This is a genomic window from Neobacillus drentensis, assembly GCF_036965645.1.
GTDB lineage: Bacteria > Bacillota > Bacilli > Bacillales > Cytobacillaceae > Neobacillus > Neobacillus drentensis_D.
In genome coordinates this window covers 19,409-36,003 of sequence record NZ_JBALPZ010000136.1, presented here as the reverse complement: position 1 = coordinate 36,003, position 16,595 = coordinate 19,409, and the positions used below count along the sequence as shown (strand labels likewise).

At 36.8% G+C, this 16,595-nt stretch carries 17 protein-coding genes and 1 pseudogene; 12 read left to right on the top strand and 6 right to left on the bottom strand.

The features are described 5' to 3' along the window. Positions 1-239 precede the first annotated feature (239 nt). The 3 genes from V7266_RS23450 to V7266_RS23440 all read left to right on the top strand — a co-directional run bounded on the left by V7266_RS23450 (position 240) and on the right by V7266_RS23440 (position 5,684). Positions 240-3,881 (top strand): dynamin family protein, encoded by a 3,642-nt coding sequence (locus tag V7266_RS23450; protein ID WP_335471502.1) that lies wholly within the window; start codon positions 240-242, stop codon positions 3,879-3,881. Between the two features lie 16 nt (positions 3,882-3,897). Next, on the top strand, positions 3,898-4,728 hold the full coding sequence (locus V7266_RS23445) for a sulfurtransferase (RefSeq protein WP_335471501.1): 831 nt from the start codon (positions 3,898-3,900) through the stop codon (positions 4,726-4,728). 62 nt (positions 4,729-4,790) lie between these two features. Continuing rightward, positions 4,791-5,684 carry a 5'-3' exonuclease gene (locus V7266_RS23440; RefSeq protein ID WP_335471500.1) on the top strand — a complete coding sequence of 298 codons (894 nt, stop codon included), beginning with the start codon at positions 4,791-4,793 and terminating at the stop codon, positions 5,682-5,684. Positions 5,685-5,751: 67 nt separating this feature from the next. Here V7266_RS23440 and sspL read toward each other — a convergent pair whose 3' ends face one another. Further along, on the bottom strand, positions 5,752-5,892 hold the full coding sequence (gene sspL / locus V7266_RS23435; RefSeq protein ID WP_335471499.1) for a small, acid-soluble spore protein L: 141 nt from the start codon (positions 5,890-5,892) through the stop codon (positions 5,752-5,754). A gap of 86 nt (positions 5,893-5,978) precedes the next feature. Here sspL and V7266_RS23430 point away from each other — a divergent pair, with 86 nt between their 5' ends. Together V7266_RS23430 and V7266_RS23425 are read left to right on the top strand one after the other, a co-directional pair. After that, entirely contained in the window at positions 5,979-6,470 is a 492-nt protein-coding gene (locus V7266_RS23430) for a divergent PAP2 family protein (protein ID WP_335471498.1), read from the top strand. Positions 6,471-6,505: 35 nt separating this feature from the next. Further along, positions 6,506-6,775 (top strand): DUF6123 family protein, encoded by a 270-nt coding sequence (locus tag V7266_RS23425; RefSeq protein ID WP_335471496.1) that lies wholly within the window; start codon positions 6,506-6,508, stop codon positions 6,773-6,775. 36 nt (positions 6,776-6,811) lie between these two features. Here the strand turns inward: V7266_RS23425 and V7266_RS23420 are convergent. Continuing rightward, positions 6,812-7,731 (bottom strand): annotated as a pseudogene (locus V7266_RS23420) (DMT family transporter). Positions 7,732-7,736: 5 nt separating this feature from the next. Beyond that, positions 7,737-8,147 carry a reverse transcriptase-like protein gene (locus V7266_RS23415; protein ID WP_335471495.1) on the bottom strand — a complete coding sequence of 137 codons (411 nt, stop codon included), beginning with the start codon at positions 8,145-8,147 and terminating at the stop codon, positions 7,737-7,739. 188 nt (positions 8,148-8,335) lie between these two features. Between V7266_RS23415 and V7266_RS23410 the strand changes: the two genes are divergently transcribed. Both V7266_RS23410 and V7266_RS23405 read left to right on the top strand, forming a co-directional pair. Further along, the gene (locus tag V7266_RS23410) at positions 8,336-8,992 is read left to right on the top strand and encodes a reverse transcriptase-like protein (RefSeq protein WP_335471493.1); all 657 of its coding nucleotides are present in this window, start codon (positions 8,336-8,338) and stop codon (positions 8,990-8,992) included. Between the two features lie 18 nt (positions 8,993-9,010). Next, on the top strand, positions 9,011-9,196 hold the full coding sequence (locus V7266_RS23405) for a zinc-finger domain-containing protein (protein WP_335471491.1): 186 nt from the start codon (positions 9,011-9,013) through the stop codon (positions 9,194-9,196). 58 nt (positions 9,197-9,254) lie between these two features. On the opposite strand, the gene cspD is transcribed toward V7266_RS23405, so the two are convergent. After that, entirely contained in the window at positions 9,255-9,455 is a 201-nt protein-coding gene (gene cspD / locus V7266_RS23400; RefSeq protein ID WP_071459908.1) for a cold-shock protein CspD, read from the bottom strand. Between the two features lie 248 nt (positions 9,456-9,703). Here cspD and V7266_RS23395 point away from each other — a divergent pair, with 248 nt between their 5' ends. From V7266_RS23395 to mntR, 3 genes are all read left to right on the top strand, one after another. Next, on the top strand, positions 9,704-9,988 hold the full coding sequence (locus V7266_RS23395) for a hypothetical protein (RefSeq protein ID WP_335471490.1): 285 nt from the start codon (positions 9,704-9,706) through the stop codon (positions 9,986-9,988). Positions 9,989-10,179: 191 nt separating this feature from the next. Continuing rightward, positions 10,180-12,369 (top strand): DNA topoisomerase III, encoded by a 2,190-nt coding sequence (locus V7266_RS23390; protein ID WP_335471489.1) that lies wholly within the window; start codon positions 10,180-10,182, stop codon positions 12,367-12,369. A 70-nt stretch (positions 12,370-12,439) separates the two neighbouring features. Next, positions 12,440-12,862 (top strand): transcriptional regulator MntR, encoded by a 423-nt coding sequence (gene mntR / locus V7266_RS23385; RefSeq protein ID WP_335471488.1) that lies wholly within the window; start codon positions 12,440-12,442, stop codon positions 12,860-12,862. A 60-nt stretch (positions 12,863-12,922) separates the two neighbouring features. Here mntR and V7266_RS23380 read toward each other — a convergent pair whose 3' ends face one another. Beyond that, positions 12,923-13,135 carry a DUF3892 domain-containing protein gene (locus V7266_RS23380; protein WP_335471487.1) on the bottom strand — a complete coding sequence of 71 codons (213 nt, stop codon included), beginning with the start codon at positions 13,133-13,135 and terminating at the stop codon, positions 12,923-12,925. An 88-nt stretch (positions 13,136-13,223) separates the two neighbouring features. Beyond that, on the bottom strand, positions 13,224-14,135 hold the full coding sequence (gene metA, locus V7266_RS23375; RefSeq protein ID WP_335471485.1) for a homoserine O-acetyltransferase MetA: 912 nt from the start codon (positions 14,133-14,135) through the stop codon (positions 13,224-13,226). A 227-nt stretch (positions 14,136-14,362) separates the two neighbouring features. Here metA and V7266_RS23370 point away from each other — a divergent pair, with 227 nt between their 5' ends. Next, the gene (locus V7266_RS23370) at positions 14,363-16,045 is read left to right on the top strand and encodes a formate--tetrahydrofolate ligase (RefSeq protein ID WP_420491493.1); all 1,683 of its coding nucleotides are present in this window, start codon (positions 14,363-14,365) and stop codon (positions 16,043-16,045) included. Positions 16,046-16,061: 16 nt separating this feature from the next. Next, positions 16,062-16,574 (top strand): hypothetical protein, encoded by a 513-nt coding sequence (locus V7266_RS23365; protein ID WP_335471481.1) that lies wholly within the window; start codon positions 16,062-16,064, stop codon positions 16,572-16,574. Positions 16,575-16,595 lie beyond the last annotated feature (21 nt).

Here is a 16,595-nt window from a genome sequence, read left to right as displayed (position 1 = left end):
CAAGGAAGGTGTTACATATGACTTTTGCTTTTGTTGGTGGAACGGTGATTATCTATGCATTTGTCATGAAGCACGTTTTGAAAAATGTAGCTCAATAATATATTTCAAAAGCCAGGGAGAAATCCTTGGCTTTTGTTTTATATATAAATTTTCACCCCAAAATGGGGTGTGCATTATAGGAAATATTTGAATTATCGTATAAAATAAAAAATATTACTATGATACTAAGGGGAATATCAATGGTGCAAACAGCTAGACTGGAAGAAACTTTTCTTACACTAAAAAGCAAAATGGTTTCGGTTTACGAATATTTAACAAATCAACACGATGAAGTCCAATCTGAAAAAGTGAGACAACTCGCAAAAAAATTAGAGAACCGTGAATACTCTATTGCTTTTTGCGGTCATTTTTCAGCAGGGAAATCGACAATGATCAATCAGGTGGTAGGGGAGAATTTACTGCCTTCAAGTCCCATTCCAACAAGTGCGAATTTAGTAAAAGTAAAAACTGGTGAGGATTATGCAAAAGTAGTTTTCAAAAATGAAAAACCAAGGTTGTATTTAGCTCCTTATGATTATGATTTAGTCAAAAATTATTGTAAAGACGGTGACCAAATTGAAGAAGTGGAAATCAGCCACAGTGATTCAAGGTTACCATCCAAAACAATCATAATGGATACCCCGGGGATTGATTCAGCTGATGATGCACATCGGATTGCTACAGAATCCGCTATCCACCTGGCCGATATCATTTTTTATGTAATGGACTACAATCATGTTCAAGCTGAATTAAATTTTTTATTTACAAAGGAACTAACAGAGGCTGGAAAAGAGATATATCTCGTTATTAACCAAATAGATAAACATAAAGATGAGGAATTAACTTTTCAAGACTTTCAAAAAAGTGTTGTAGATTCATTTGCCTCTTGGGGTGTGAAACCAGCAAGGATCTTTTATACATCTTTAAAAAATAAAAGTCATCCGTTCAACGAGTTTCAACCATTACAAGAATTTATTGCTGAAAAACTGGCAATGAAGGACGAACTGATTCTGCCCTCTATATACCAATCATTAAAGAAAATAGCCTATGACCATTTAAGTGGTGTAAACAAGCAGGAAGCAGAAGAACTTGCCCCATCACTAAGTGTACTAACAGAATTATCAGAACACCAGAAAGAAGATTTATTAAAAAACTATCAAACACTTGTATCGGACCTTAATGAAGTCAAGAATAGACCTGCAGAAAAAGAAAAGGAATTTGAGTTAGAAATGTCTCAAATCATGAAAAATTCTTACCTTATGCCATTCCAAACAAGGGAATTAGCTGAGAAATATTTGGAAAGCTGCCAACAGGAATTTAAAGTAGGTTTTTTATTTTCGAAACAGAAAACAGAGGAAGAGCGAAATAAAAGGTTGGTGAGTTTTTACCAAGATCTGCTTGAGAAAACCAGAACTCAATTGGAGTGGCATTTACGGGAATTTTTATTGTCTACCTTAAAGGAGGCAGAACTTGATCAGCCTGATCTTCAAAGCATAGCACAAACTTTTTCCATATCTGTTTCAATGGATTTATTGAGTAATACGGTTAAGCACGGTGCTCGTGTTACCGGGGACTATGTGCTTCATTATACAGAAGATGTTGCGAATGAGATCAAGAGAATTGCTCGGAATCAAATAACTGATTTTAAAGACAAATTAATCAAAGCATTAGAAGAGCAAAGTGTGAGTTTAAGGGAAAAATATGAACAGGAATTCCAGAAGATTGGAAAGTATGTTAACGCATTAGATGAGTTGAGAGAGCATGAACAAGAGAATCTAAATCGAGAAAAATTAATAAATGAATTGTTAGTAAATACAACTTTACAGGAGGATGTACATCATCTTTTTAGTTTTGAAGAAGAAGAGTGCGAAGTAATTCATTCCCTTAGTGAAGTCAATAAGGTGAAATCGAAGCCGGAAAAAACACGGGAAACCAAAGTCAAGACGGAGATTAAATCTGAGAGAAAACCATTAGGCGATCTTTTACAGCAAACAACTGCAAAACTTAATCGAGCATCAAACCTTTTAAAGGACCTGCCTGGTTTTCATAAAATATCAAAAGAATTAACAGAAAAGGCGGATAGGCTTGCTAATAAAGGATTTACAGTAGCACTATTTGGCGCGTTTAGTGCTGGTAAGTCCTCCTTTGCCAATGCCTTAATGGGGGAAAAGGTCCTGCCTGTTTCTCCAAATCCAACCACAGCGGCAATTAATAAAATAAAGCCTGTAACTGCGGAACATCCGCATGGAACCGTAAAAGTAAAGTTTAAAGAGGCAAATACACTTCTTGATGATATCAATCGCTCCTTAAAGGTTTTTGACCTTCACGCAGGCGGTTTTTCCGAGGCTGTGAATATAATCGAGGAAATTATTCTTGAGCAAGGTCAAGGGGTATTAGAAAAGACACATTTAGCCTTTTTACATGCATTTAGAAAGGGATTTCAATCCTTTGTACCATTACTTGGTACGATTAAGACAACAGATTTAGCTGACTTTCAAGAGTACGTGGCACAGGAAGAAAAATCTTGTTATGTAGAATGGATTGAACTTTACTATGATTGTGAATTAACAAGAAAGGGAATCACACTTGTTGATACTCCGGGAGCAGATTCCATTAATGCAAGACATACTGGTGTAGCTTTTGATTATATTAAAAATTCTGATGCGATTCTTTTTGTCACCTATTATAATCACGCCTTTTCTAAAGCAGACCGCGAGTTTTTAATACAGCTGGGACGTGTAAAGGAATCGTTTCAAATGGATAAGATGTTTTTTATCATTAATGCCATTGACCTTGCTGAAAATGAGGAAGAAAAGGAATCCGTTGCCGATTATGTTGAAGAACATTTAATTAAGTATGGGATAAGAAATCCACATTTATACAGCTTATCTAGTCTTTTGGCCATTAAGGAAAAAACCAATCCTGAATTAAATGTAACCTCTGGCATGAAACCATTTGAGCAGGCGTTTTATAATTTTATTTCTAATGACCTAACACAAATGGCGATTTCTTCAGCAGAACAAGAATTAGCAAGGGTTCATGAATTGGTAGCAGCACTAATTCAGAATTCTCAGCAAGACCGCACCATTAAAGCACAAAAACGAGCCGAAATTGAACAGCAACGGGCAAAGATTAAGGATTTTCTTAATAACGAAAAAGGTGCAGCCTTACAAAATCGATTGATTCAAGAGGCAGAAGAGTTAATTTTTTATATAAAGCAAAGAGTTTTCTTACGGTTTGGTGATTTCTTTAAAGAGGCCTTTAACCCATCTGTTTTAAGGGATGACGGACGCAATTTAAAAAAAGCTTTGCAGCAAGGACTGGATGAATTTCTTGAAAGCTTTGGATATGATTTTGCCCAAGAACTTAGAGCGACAACTGTCAGACTAGATCGGTTTACTAATAATCTGCTTAGAGATTATCAAGAACGACTTACTAGGAATTTACTTGAATTAAACCAAGATCTTTCTTTTTCGTTGTTTGAAAAAAAGGAAAGTAATCCGATTGATTTCCCAATTGCTTTTAGGGACATAAATCCGCAGCAGTTTAGTAAAGCCCTTTCCTACTTTAAGAATCCTAAGTCCTTTTTTGAGAAAAACGAGAAAAAGTTAATGAGTGATGAGCTGTATAAAATACTGAATGATTTTGCTGATGATTATCTAGAGAATGAAGCGGCCCGGTTAAATCAGCATTATGATTCAGAACTGAATGACAATTTCAGCCATCTAATAAGGCAAATGCATGAACAGGCGGAGGATTTTTACTTAAGTCTGCTCTCAGCCTTAGAAGGAGGAGTTTCGGTTGATCTTCTAATGGAGATCGAGCAAAAGCTTTCAAAATAAATGGGGGGCGATAGGCATGAAATATGTAAAAGACAGTGAATGGTTATTAAATCATTTAAATGATAGGAATGTAAGAATTGTAGACTGCCGATTTTCTTTAGCTGACTCACAAATGGGAAATATTAATTATTTGGAAAGTCACCTGCCAGGGGCTGTTTACTTTGATTTAGAAAAGGATCTATCAGGAACTGTCGTTGATCATGGCGGACGCCATCCCTTACCAGATGTTGATGTCTTAGTCAGCAAGCTTGAAAAAGCAGGTATTAGTCAGGAAATGACAGTCATTGCTTATGATAATGGGGAAGGCGCATTCGCAGCTCGTTTTTGGTGGATGCTGCAATATCTCGGTCACGACAATGTGTATGTCCTAGATGGTGGATTTAAAAACTGGCTGGATGAAGATTTTCCTGTGACAGCAGATATTCCAACCTTTAAAAGGGAAGATTTTCGCGTTGGTTTGAGGTCTGAGCTACTGGCCACGTATGAAGAGGTAAAGGATACCGTTGCCAAACAAAACAAGGTTTTAATCGATTCCCGTGAAGCCAAGCGCTATCTTGGGTTAGAAGAACCGATTGATAAAAAAGCAGGGCATATTCCGAGTGCACTTAATAAACCATGGATGGAAGGATTAAGTGGAGGTTGTTATTTACCAGCTTCTAAACAATTGCAGCGATTCTCTGATCTTGACTCAAACCAGCCGATTATCGTGTATTGTGGCTCTGGGGTAACGGCTGTCCCCAATTTTCTGGCTCTAAAGGAAGCTGGTTTTGAAAAGGTGAAACTGTATATTGGAAGCTTTAGCGACTGGATTTCGTATGAAGAAAATAAAATTGAATCATCATCCTAATCTTCTTATGGTATAATGGTAGACGTGCTGTTTTTTAGTATACCAAAAGGAGGACTAAAAAATTGGAAAATCAAAAGCCTTCACTCATGCTTGTTGATGGTATGGCCTTATTATTCCGTGCTTTTTACGCTACCGCGGTAACAGGCCAATTTATGATAAATTCTAAAGGGATTCCGACGAATGGAATTCATGGTTTCCTTAAACATCTATTTACGGCTGTATCCTCATTTAAGCCGACACACCTTGCTATATGCTGGGATATGGGGAGCAAAACCTTTCGAACAGAAATCTTTGCTGATTATAAGGGGAATCGTGGTGAGGCACCGATTGAGCTTATTCCGCAATTTGATCTTGTCAAAGAGGTTGTTGAGTCCTTTGATATTCCTAATATTGGTTTGACTGGGTACGAGGCAGATGATTGTATCGGTACCATTGCACAGCAACTGAAGGGTACTGCACATGTATCGATTTTAACGGGTGACCAGGATATTCTTCAGCTTTTAGAGGAGGATATTTCGGTGATATTACTCAAAAAAGGATATGGCAATTATCTTGTTCATACACCTCAAACCTTCTTTGAAGATAAGGGAATCATGCCTAGACAGATGATTGATTTAAAGGCTCTCATGGGTGATCCAAGCGATAATTACCCTGGGGTTAAAGGGATTGGTGAAAAAACTGCCCTTAAGTTATTAAAAGAATTTGATCATGTAGAAGGGATTATTTCAAACCTTGACCGTTTATCAAAATCTCATAAATCAAAAATTGAGCAAGATTTAGATATGCTCCATTTATCTAGGACCTTAGCCGAAATAAAATGTGATGTTCCTGTAACATGTCAACTTGAACAAGCAGGATTGAAAATTCCTAAGGAAAAGGCTTTAAATAAATTGAAAGAAGTTGAACTTCGAGGTTTACAGCGGCTCCTCCCGCTAGATGAGGCCATTATTTCTTAAGTTTTAAAAAGGGTGTTCCAAATATTGGGGCACCCTTTTTGGATTTTTGTAAAAAACCGCACAGAAATTATATTTTAGTATTACTTTTCTTAGCTCTATTTTCTAACTTGCTTTTTGGATCTTCAGTCGTTTCTGCATCTTGCCCATATCCTTGTGGATTGACGCCTGGAGCTTTTACTCCTCGACTTGCATTGCCTTTTTTAGTCATAATCCTTCACCTCCCACTTTTTTTAGTATTTCCACAAGGAATAATAAAACACCACTTTCTGAACAATAAAGGATAGAGGTGATAAGATGAACAAAGGTGTTTATTTAGCCCTTTTTAGCATTGGTCTCGCTCAAGGTGTTAAAATTCCAATTCATTATTTAAAACAGAAAGAATGGCGGCCTGACTTGTTTTTTGGAACAGGAGGAATGCCAAGTTCACATTCAGCAGGTGTTTCGACCTTGACTACTTATATTGCACTGCAAAGAGGTTTGCCAACCTTTGACTTTGCTCTTTCACTTGTCTACGGTTTAATTGTTATGTATGATGCGCAGGGAGTCCGGCGTCAGACGGGTGAACTTACTCTAAAAGTGAATTCAATGAATGATTTAATTCAAAAAATTCATCAAGAAGAAAGTCTGGAATTTAAGCAGGAAGCTCCCAAAAAATTGAAAGAAGTGTTAGGTCATCAACCTGAGGAAGTAATCGGAGGAGCCTTGTTAGGAGTATTGGTGGGTGTCATCGGTCACCTTTTTACAAAAAAAGATAGAAAATTGTCGAAATTTAAGTTAAGATTTTAACTGTTCATATGTGTGGGAGAGGATTGGTCTAAACCGTGTTAACAGTTGAAGATTATCTGGACAACTTGAAAGGGAAGGGCTTTCAATTTCAAGAGGATGCAATCGGCTTTATTTTCTTCGGAAAACACTATACAAATGCTTCTGATGAAATAATTAATATCGCTATTGAATTGACACTAAAAGCGCAAAAACGTTTTGACGGGAGTTTCTATGTAGCGTTGCTCGAGATGCTAACAGAAAATAAAATAAACTCGAGAAAAGCTGCTTTAAAATATGTGAAGGAAAGAGAATTACTGGAAATTTAATTATATAGAAAAAGCTCCCTTCACAAGAGGGAGCTTTTAACTTTCCAAACTTTTACTTTTTCTAAACATAGCTAGCTTTCCTGGTGGAAGATCAGCAAAAATCATTCCCATAAAAATCAAAATACATCCAAAAAGTGCACTAATCGATAATCGTTCATGGGCCCAAAAATAACCAGTTAGTGCAGCAAAAACTGGCTCCATGGCGAAAATTAACGCAACTCTTGTTGCGGAAGTATACTTTTGAAAATTAGTCTGAATAAAAAAAGCAATGGCTGTCGCAAAGATGCTTGTAACGATCAAAGCAGACAAAACATCTTTTGACACTAAAATCTCCAGTCTTACTGAACTGCGCCAATCCTCAAAAAGAAAGACGAGAAGGCAGATAATAGCGCAACGGTTGAAATTTGAATCACCGTTAACAGCAATGTAGGGTATTTATTACTGACCTTACCGGTTATAATAATATGCAGACCAAAATTAATCGCGCAGATAAAAACAAATCCATCACCGATATTTAAGCCTGAAACATCAGTCAACGTCAAAAAAAATAAACCAATCGTCGCCGTTATCACACCATAGACAGCATTTTTACTCGGATATTGTTTAAGTAAAAATATGGAAAATAGTGGAACCAAGACAACGCTAAGTCCAGTGATAAATCCTGCCTTTGATGTAGTAGTATATACAAGACCTATGGTCTGGGTTACATAACCTAGAAAAAGCCAAAAACCGATAAACATTCCTGAGGCAAGTATTTTCAGGTTTAATTGTTTTAGCTGTTTAAAATTAAAAAAGAGCAGGCAAAAAAATAATAGAATGGCTGCAAGGGAAAAACGAAGGCCATTAAAAGCAAATGGAGGTAGAAAATCGATTGCATTTTGCACTAGAACAAAGGTTGTACCCCAAATCAATGTAACAAATAGTAAGCTTAAATCGGCAATAAGTGGTCGTTTCATGGTGTCTAGTTTTTCTCCTCACTGTTATTTTTTTGAATCGCCAATCTGGCCAGTTCATCTGCAACTTTGTTTTCGGCACTGGGAATCCATTTCATAAAGAATAAGTCAAATTTTTTTGAAAGTTGTAATGCCCTTTCAAGTAAAGGGGCAAACGATTTATTTTTAGTAAATTCTCTTTCTACGGCCATATTCACTAATTCAGAGTCAGTTCTAAAAGAAATTATAGAATGGACAAAACCTTTTTGATAGCAGATATCAAGAGCTTCAATAAAGGCATGAAATTCTGCTTCATGGTTTGACATGTTTCCAAGCGGTATTGAATATTTTTCTGGAGTACCGTTTCCCTTAATAAATATCCCGGCTCCACTCGGTCCAGGATTTCCAGCACTTGCTCCATCAATATAGACTTCAATCATGCTGTTTCCTCCTTGGGTGATAAAAGTTATACCTCATCATAAAAAAAGTTTAACATATTTTCACAGTCTCATGCAGGGAAATATTTTTCTAGGGAACAAGTGGGCAGAATAAAAGTAACGATATTTTTATCCTTACTGAATAAGCTAGTTGATAAGACGAAGAAAACCATCATGAAAGGCTGAAAAAAATGAATTATAAGCTTGAGTGGATATATAAAGTCAAAAGTAATGAAAAGGTTCAATGTTCCTCAGACTGGTTATCAGGTGAATTAGCAGTTCAATTTGCCGAGGAGCTTGAGGCAAGCGCGAAAGTATCGGAACTATATTTTTATGACCAGGCAGGTACCTCTTGGATTCTAAAAGAAATGAAAAAGCTTCTGACTGAAATTGAAGAGGATCCTCATGAAATTACCGTTTTTTTTGACGGCGGATTTCAAAAGGATAGTCACCAAGCTGGACTTGGAGCGGTTATCTTTTTTAAGCAAGGAAAGAAGAAATATCGCATCCGTGCCAATCAACGTTTTGATGAAATGGAATCTAATAATGAAGCAGAATATGCTGCATTTTATTTTGCTTTGAATATCTTAGAAGATTTAGGTGTACATCATTTGTCATGTGAATTTAAGGGTGATTCTCAAGGAATATTAAAGCAGCTAGAAGGAGAATGGCCGTGTTATGAAGAAACTCTAAACCGTTGGCTTGACCGCATTGAAGAAAAAATAAAGGCGCTAGGTTTGCAGCCGAAATTCACGGTAATACCACGTAAGGACAACAAGGAAGCCGATAAACTGGCGACCCAAGCCTTAGAAGGGAAAGAAATATTCGCTAAGACATTAATACTGTAGAGAGGGTGACGAATCAATATGAAGCCTTCCGTACGTAAGGAATTATTAAGCCAAGTAGAAGGCTTAATGAATCAATATTGTAATGGCTGTTTCTTGCATAAATATATTAGAAAGGCAGACGGGCGGAGAGCCGCACATCGTTTTTGTATTTCTCAATGTACAGTGGGCGAACAGCTCCGAGAGTATGGAAAAAAATTAGACTAATGATAGTAAAAAGGCTGACGAACATCGTCAGCCTTTGAATGGTTAGTATTAGAAATGATTATAGTTTTACTACGTTAGCAGCTTGTGGTCCACGGTTTCCTTCAACGATTTCAAAAGAAACTTCTTGACCTTCTTCTAATGATTTGAAGCCATCGCCTTGAATCGCACTGAAATGTACGAATACGTCGTCTCCACCTTCAACTTCGATAAAACCAAAACCTTTTTCGTTGTTAAACCATTTTACTTTACCGTTTTGCATGTACTTCTTCCTCCTAAGCCTATCGTGGTACCTATTCGGTACCATGTTAAATATTATCATGTACAGGAAAAGATTATTCGCTTACATGATGTTTTAAATATACAATAATGAAAATGGACAGTCAAGGAATGACAGGTGGTTTTTTCCTGAAAAAAGGCTTTGTTTTGAATAATTTCTTCGATGAATATAATCTAGTATCTTCCTCATATATTTTAATAATAACTTTCTTTTTCAAGGTAGGGGAGCCCATGTACCGATTTTCAATTGATGGAGATGAATGGATTTTAAGATTCTCACCACAAGTCATAATTGGAGCAGATGAAAAGCAAGCCATCCTCATGTCATTGCTTCATATAGGTAATCACTTGGCTGAATATTCCCATGGGAATGCTTTTATCATGTTTACAAAGAAAATTGGAGCGATTGTTTTTGATGTGGAGCGAATTCCCTCATTCATTTTAACTGTCTCAAATATTGTTCCTGAAGAGAATTGGTATGTGCAGGAAAAAAACTCATTCAAACCAAATAAGTAGTTATAAAAATTAAAACCTGCCATTTGTATGGCAGGTTATATTTTTATTTATCATAATTACGGCTAAAAGTTATATAAATGAGAGAACTTATTTTATTTGCTTACCATAATTCTGCCTTATTTTTTAACTTTACGAAATAGGTTTGAAGTGGGAAAATGAATCAGGGATGCTTTATAAAGGAGCAAATTAAGATGAAATTAATTATTGCTGAAAAACCCGATCAAGGTTCAACTCTTGCTTCAATTTTTAAACATAAAAAGCAAAACGGATTTATTGAAATATTTCCTAATGAAACCTTTACGAAGGGTGCATATGTGACATGGGCAATAGGACATTTATGTCAGCTGGTTTCACCTGAAAAATATGAACCTGGTTGGAAAAAATGGTCATTGGACACTTTGCCCATCATACCTGAACAATTTCAATACGAAGTAACAAGAGATAAGGCAAAACAATTTACCGTTATAAAAAAACTAGTCTCAGATCCAAATGTAACAGAAATCATACATGCCGGTGATGCCGGGCGTGAAGGTGAATTGATTATCAGAAATATCTTGCGCTTGACAAACTGCAAAAAACCAATGAAACGACTTTGGATTTCATCTTTAACACCTAATGCGATCCGAGAGGGTTTCAATAAACTGTTAGATGAACAGGAAACCAAAAGCTTATACTTTGAGGCCTATACCCGTGCTTGTGCGGATTGGATTGTTGGCATGAATGGCTCAAGGCTTTATAGCTTGCTGCTTCAGCAAAAAGGATTTTCAGATGTATTTTCAGTAGGCAGAGTTCAAACTCCCACCTTAGCTCTTATTGTGAAAAGAGAAATAGAGATTGAAAATTTTAAATCAGAGCCGTTTTGGGAGGTTATTGCCCATTTTTCTATAGATGGAAAAAAATACAGTGGAAAGTGGCAGAACGACGGGGAAATCCGTGTGAAGACGAAGGAATTGGCTGAAAAAGTAGCTGCCTTCTGTCGAGACAAGCCTGCAGAAGTAGCAGAGGTACTTTCTGAAAGAAAAGAATTTTTACCACCGCTTTTATACAATCTTTCAGCATTACAGGCTGAAGCCAATAAACGATATAAATTCTCTCCAAAGAATACGTTAGATATTCTGCAAAAACTCTATCAAAAAGGGTTTGTTTCATATCCCCGCTCCGATTCAAGATATGTTACGAAAGAAGAGGCCAGTACTTTCCCTGATATTTTAAATCGATTAAGTCATATAAAAGAATACGAAAGCTTTTTCCCTCTGCCGATTGCTTCTATCGCAGAAAACAAAAGATATGTAAACGAAAAAAAGGTAACGGATCACTATGCGATCATACCGACAGAACAAATCCCCTATTTAGATAGACTTAGTTCGGAGGAACGAAAAATATATGATTTAATTGTTACGAGTTTAATTGCTGCCCATTATAATAAGGCGGTTGCAGAATACACTACGGTTACCACGTTAGTCGACGGCAGGGCATCCTTTATTTCTAAAGGAAAGGTACAGCTCGAAGAAGGTTGGAGAAAAGTACTAAAAAACAAGGAACGAGATGAAGAGCCTGAATTGCCTGTGCTAAAACAAGGGGAACAGGGGAAAACTGTAAAAGTTGATGTAAAAGAGAGTCAAACTCAGCCGCCCAAGCGGTATACCGAAGGCCAGCTTATCACATTAATGAAAACTGCTGGAAAACATATAGATGATAAGGAACTTGAGAAAATACTTACGAAAACAGAAGGGTTAGGAACGGAAGCGACAAGGGCTGGAATTATCACCATGCTTAAGGATCGTTTATACATTGAAGTGAAAAAGAATGTTGTGTATGCAACTGCCAAAGCAAAAATATTAATTGAAGCAATTGGTGAAGAAATTCTTGCTTCACCAGAAATGACAGCTAAGTGGGAGAAAAAACTAAAGGAGATATCAGAAGGATCTGCTATACCAAAGCATTTTATGGAACAAACGAAAAAAATGATCCTCCATCTAATTTCATCTAGTTTAAATCAATCTGCTAGTTGGACATTTTCTGACGAAATGACTCAGAACTTCACTCCTGGAAAACAAAAGGGAAAAAGAAGATCACCGTCAAAACTTGGTCCATGCAAAAAATGTGATGGGGAGATCATCGATAAAGGCACTTTCTATGGCTGCAGTAATTACAAAAAAAATCAGTGTAACTTTACCATTTCAAAAAAAATTCTTGGGAAAAATATTACACAGAAAAATGTAAAGCTTCTGCTGTCAGGTGAAAAAACAGAACTAATCGAAGGGTTTACGAATAAGGATAAAACCTTCAATGCCAGGCTATTCCTTGATGAACAGGAAAAAAGAATAAAGTTTTTATTTGAAGAGAATGCCGAAAAAGTAATACCTTCTGCTAATAAGTGAGAAAGAACCTTGTCACTCATTTTTTAATATAGTAAACTTTTAAAAGAGTAATTTTTTTGGAGGTTAAGGGATGCCAACACCTAGTATGGAAGATTATATTGAACAAATATATTTATTAATTGAAGAAAAAGGTTACGCGCGAGTATCGGATATTGCCGAAGCGTTATCTGTCCATCCCTCCTCAGTAACAAAAATGGTGCAAAAGCTTGATAAGGATGAATACTTAGTTTATGAAAAATATAGAGGACTTAGCTTAACACCCAAGGGTAATAAAATTGGCAAACGCCTAGTTTTTAGACATGAACTACTTGAACAATTCCTCAAAATTATTGGGGTAAAGGATGAAAATATTTATCATGATGTGGAAGGGATCGAGCATCATTTAAGCTGGGACTCTATTGACAGGATTGGCGATCTGGTACAATTCTTTGAGGAAGATCAAAATAGGATTGACGCGTTAAAGGACGTTCAAAAGCAAAATGAACATGAATGAATTTCTCACAATTTAAAATGTTAAACCAAAAAATACCTAGCTAATCAAGCTAGGTGTTTTTTAAAATAAATTTGGATATTGGTCAAAGGATTGTTCGTTATCCGGCATGAGAGCTAATGCTCCATTGGTTTCCTGTACTGTTTGCATACCTTGAATTAAGCCTAGTTCAACATCCAATAATGCTTTGCGGTAAGATATGATCCGCCCTTCCGAGGTAACAAAATTGATAATCTCTCCATAGTGATTTCGATGGACTGCTGTGATTGTTTCCATTGGAACACTCCTTTTCTATGTATTATGGCTATAAATAGTGAATAATAAACAAAAAGCTTCAATAGAAAAAAGCATCGGAAACCGATGCTTATTGACCCCAATTGAATGGTGTTTCTTGGTATACATAATAATTTAACCAATTAGAGAAGAATAAATGACCATGTGAGCGCCACCGATTAATAGGTGGTTGTGTTGGGTCATTATTTGGGAAATAATTTTCAGGTACATGAATCTTTAGCCCTTTTTTTATGTCTCTCTCATATTCCTGTGCTAATGAATCGGAGTCATATTCCAGATGGCCTGTTATCATAACATGTTTTCGATCCCTTGAGGTAATCAATAATGCCCCGGCTTTTTCAGAGGCAGCTAATAATTTTAATTCTGGATTTTTCAAAATGGATTCAATAGGTACATCTGTGTAACGTGAATGTGGAGCATAAAATTGATCGTCAAACCCACGCAATAAAATATCATTTTGCTCAAAAATTTGATGGGCGTAGATTCCGGAGCATTTACGCTCCAGCTCAAATTTACCGATCCCATAGTGATAGTGAAGAGCCGCCTGCGCACCCCAGCAAATATGCAGGGTTGAGGTCACATTTTGATCGGCCCAATCCATGATCTCTTTTAATTCAGCCCAATATTTCACTTGTTCAAATTCTAATAATTCTACCGGTGCACCAGTAATTATCATTCCGTCAAATTTTAAATTTTTAACTTCCGGAAAGGTTGTATAAAACTGTTCCAAATGCTGCTTACTAGTATGAGTTGACTCATACGAATCGGTTTTTAAGAAGTTCACATTTACCTGTAAGGGTGAGTTTCCTAATAACCGCAATAATTGTGTTTCAGCTTTTTCTTTTTCAGGCATTAAATTTAAAATTAAGATATTTAGAGGCCTGATATCCTGGGTGATTGCCCTCTCATCATCCATAATGAAAATATTTTCCTGTTCTAGTATCTCTCTTGCAGGTAATTGCTTAGGTATGTTAATAGGCAAGTGACCGCTCCCTTTCTTATATCCATAAATTTAAAGGTAATTATATAATGACCTGCGGATGTAGTCATTGAATATTAAAAAAATTCGATAATTACATTATAAACATTATTATAATTTCAGGAAAGATACTAATTTCGATATAATAATAATCGGAATAAAAAAACTTTATTTGATACAATTATAGTGCTATGAAAATTAATGCTGAATACGGGGGGATTTAGGTGAGGATGAAAACACCAGTGAAGTCAGACATTGAAATTGCTCAAGCATCAAATATGAAGCCCATTGTCCAAATTGCAGAAAAAATTGGTTTACTAGAAAATGATTTAGAGCTATATGGTAAGTATAAGGCGAAAATTTCCAATGAAGCACTTAATAAAATAAACTTAAATAAAGATGGAAAAATCATATTAGTTACCTCGATTAATCCAACACCTGCGGGTGAAGGCAAATCTACTGTTACGGTTGGTCTTGGTGATGCATTTAATAGAATTGGGAAAAAGGTAATGATTGCAATGCGTGAGCCCTCACTGGGTCCAACTATGGGCATAAAAGGCGGTGCAACTGGCGGAGGTTATTCTCAAGTTCTTCCGATGGAGGACATTAACCTCCATTTTACCGGAGACATACATGCTATAACGACTGCAAATAATGCTCTTGCTGCATTAATTGATAACCATCTTCAGCAAGGCAATGAGTTACACATCGATCAACGCAGAATCGTTTGGAAACGGGCATTAGACTTAAATGATCGTGCCTTACGAAAAGTAATAATCGGACTTGGCGGTCCCCTTCAAGGTGTTCCCCGTGAGGATGGTTTCGATATTACCGTTGCCTCTGAAATTATGGCTGTCCTTTGTTTAGCAACCGACTTAAAGGATTTAAAATTACGATTATCAAGAATGGTTGTTGCTTATAACGTAAATAAAGTACCTGTGACAGTGGGGGATCTTGGAGTAGAGGGTGCATTAGCATTATTGCTAAAAGATGCGGTTAAACCTAATCTTGTCCAAACTATTGAACACACACCAGCGCTAATTCACGGCGGTCCGTTTGCCAATATCGCGCATGGCTGCAATAGTGTCATTGCTACTAAGGCAGCTCAAAAGTTAGCTGATTATGTTATTACCGAAGGCGGCTTTGGAGCTGATTTGGGTGCAGAGAAGTTTTTACATATAAAATCACGCAGTGCCAGAATTAAGCCAGAAGCTGTTGTGGTGGTCGCTACCATCCGTGCTTTAAAAATGCATGGCGGTGTCGCAAAAATGGATTTGGCAAATGAGAATATCCCGGCTCTTACGCTTGGTTTTGCTAATTTACAAAAGCATATTGAAACCATTAAAAGCTTTGGCCTTCCGGCAGTAGTTGCAATTAATAAATTTATTACCGATACTTATAAAGAGGTTCAAGCATTGCTTGACTGGTGTGAAAGGAAAGGAGTGCCTGCTGCCCTAACGGAAGTATGGGAAAAGGGCGGGTCAGGCGGTATTGAGCTTGCTCAAACACTCTTGGCAGTGTTGGAAAAAGAGGAAAATCATTTTCATCCCTTATACGAACTTTCTGACTCGATTGAACAAAAGATCAGAACCATAGTACAAAAAGTATACGGGGGTAAGGACGTAGAGTTTTCACCTAAAGCCAAAAAACAAATTGCTGACTTTGACAAGTTCGGCTGGTCTCATTTTCCTATTTGTATGGCAAAATCACAATATTCTCTATCCGATGATCCTTCTAAACTTGGCAGGCCGACTGATTTCGTCGTAACGATCAGGGAACTTAAACCTTCAATCGGGGCAGGCTTTATCGTGGCCTTAACCGGAGATGTCATGACGATGCCAGGACTCCCTAAAAAACCAGCCGCTCTTAATATGGATGTGGATGATCACGGGAATCCGCAAGGACTTTTCTAAAGGAGTCGAGTAAGCAATGTTTGACCCAACAGCTTTTGATAATATGAAGGTAGTAATTGAAGGAGCCCTTTATGATCTGGATATCAAGGGTGACATTATTATAACTGATCGCAACGATTTAATTAATTTAGCAAAAATGTCCCGTTCTTTTGACGTAGCCTTTCATTTGCCGGAAGGTAAAGGTCTCGCAAAAATAGAATTGAAATCGACATTGATTAATTTGGCTGCCGAGCTTTTGCCTTCTATTCAAACGGACCACCAGGCTGGATGTTATGTAAGACTTGAATTTGTTCTTGTATCGGAAAAAGAGCTAAATTTTCATGAATTAAAAGATATCCTTCTTGAAATATGGGGGAATTCTCGGAATATTTCATTAACCAGTTATTTTAACCCGTTAGATACAGACCAGAAAATATCAACCAGTCTTACAGTGGAATTTGGCCGTTTGGTTACTGAGGATCAGATGGATGATTTGGTTAATATGACTGGTTTTGTTGTTACAACTCTAGAGCGGATAAACATTAGATAATTATAATAACCAGCTATAAAG

Coding starts and splice junctions, on each gene's coding strand:
- V7266_RS23430 (WP_335471498.1), top strand. CDS start 5,979: ATGAACAAAGGTGTTTATTTAGCCCTTTTTAGCATTGGTCTCGCTCAA.
- V7266_RS23370 (WP_420491493.1), top strand. CDS start 14,363: ATGAAAACACCAGTGAAGTCAGACATTGAAATTGCTCAAGCATCAAAT.
- V7266_RS23415 (WP_335471495.1), bottom strand. CDS start 8,147: ATGATTGAAGTCTATATTGATGGAGCAAGTGCTGGAAATCCTGGACCG.
- V7266_RS23380 (WP_335471487.1), bottom strand. CDS start 13,135: ATGGAAACAATCACAGCAGTCCATCGAAATCACTATGGAGAGATTATC.
- cspD (WP_071459908.1), bottom strand. CDS start 9,455: ATGCAAAACGGTAAAGTAAAATGGTTTAACAACGAAAAAGGTTTTGGT.
- V7266_RS23395 (WP_335471490.1), top strand. CDS start 9,704: ATGTACCGATTTTCAATTGATGGAGATGAATGGATTTTAAGATTCTCA.
- V7266_RS23390 (WP_335471489.1), top strand. CDS start 10,180: ATGAAATTAATTATTGCTGAAAAACCCGATCAAGGTTCAACTCTTGCT.
- mntR (WP_335471488.1), top strand. CDS start 12,440: ATGCCAACACCTAGTATGGAAGATTATATTGAACAAATATATTTATTA.
- V7266_RS23450 (WP_335471502.1), top strand. CDS start 240: ATGGTGCAAACAGCTAGACTGGAAGAAACTTTTCTTACACTAAAAAGC.
- V7266_RS23410 (WP_335471493.1), top strand. CDS start 8,336: ATGAATTATAAGCTTGAGTGGATATATAAAGTCAAAAGTAATGAAAAG.
- V7266_RS23405 (WP_335471491.1), top strand. CDS start 9,011: ATGAAGCCTTCCGTACGTAAGGAATTATTAAGCCAAGTAGAAGGCTTA.
- V7266_RS23445 (WP_335471501.1), top strand. CDS start 3,898: ATGAAATATGTAAAAGACAGTGAATGGTTATTAAATCATTTAAATGAT.
- sspL (WP_335471499.1), bottom strand. CDS start 5,892: ATGACTAAAAAAGGCAATGCAAGTCGAGGAGTAAAAGCTCCAGGCGTC.
- V7266_RS23365 (WP_335471481.1), top strand. CDS start 16,062: ATGTTTGACCCAACAGCTTTTGATAATATGAAGGTAGTAATTGAAGGA.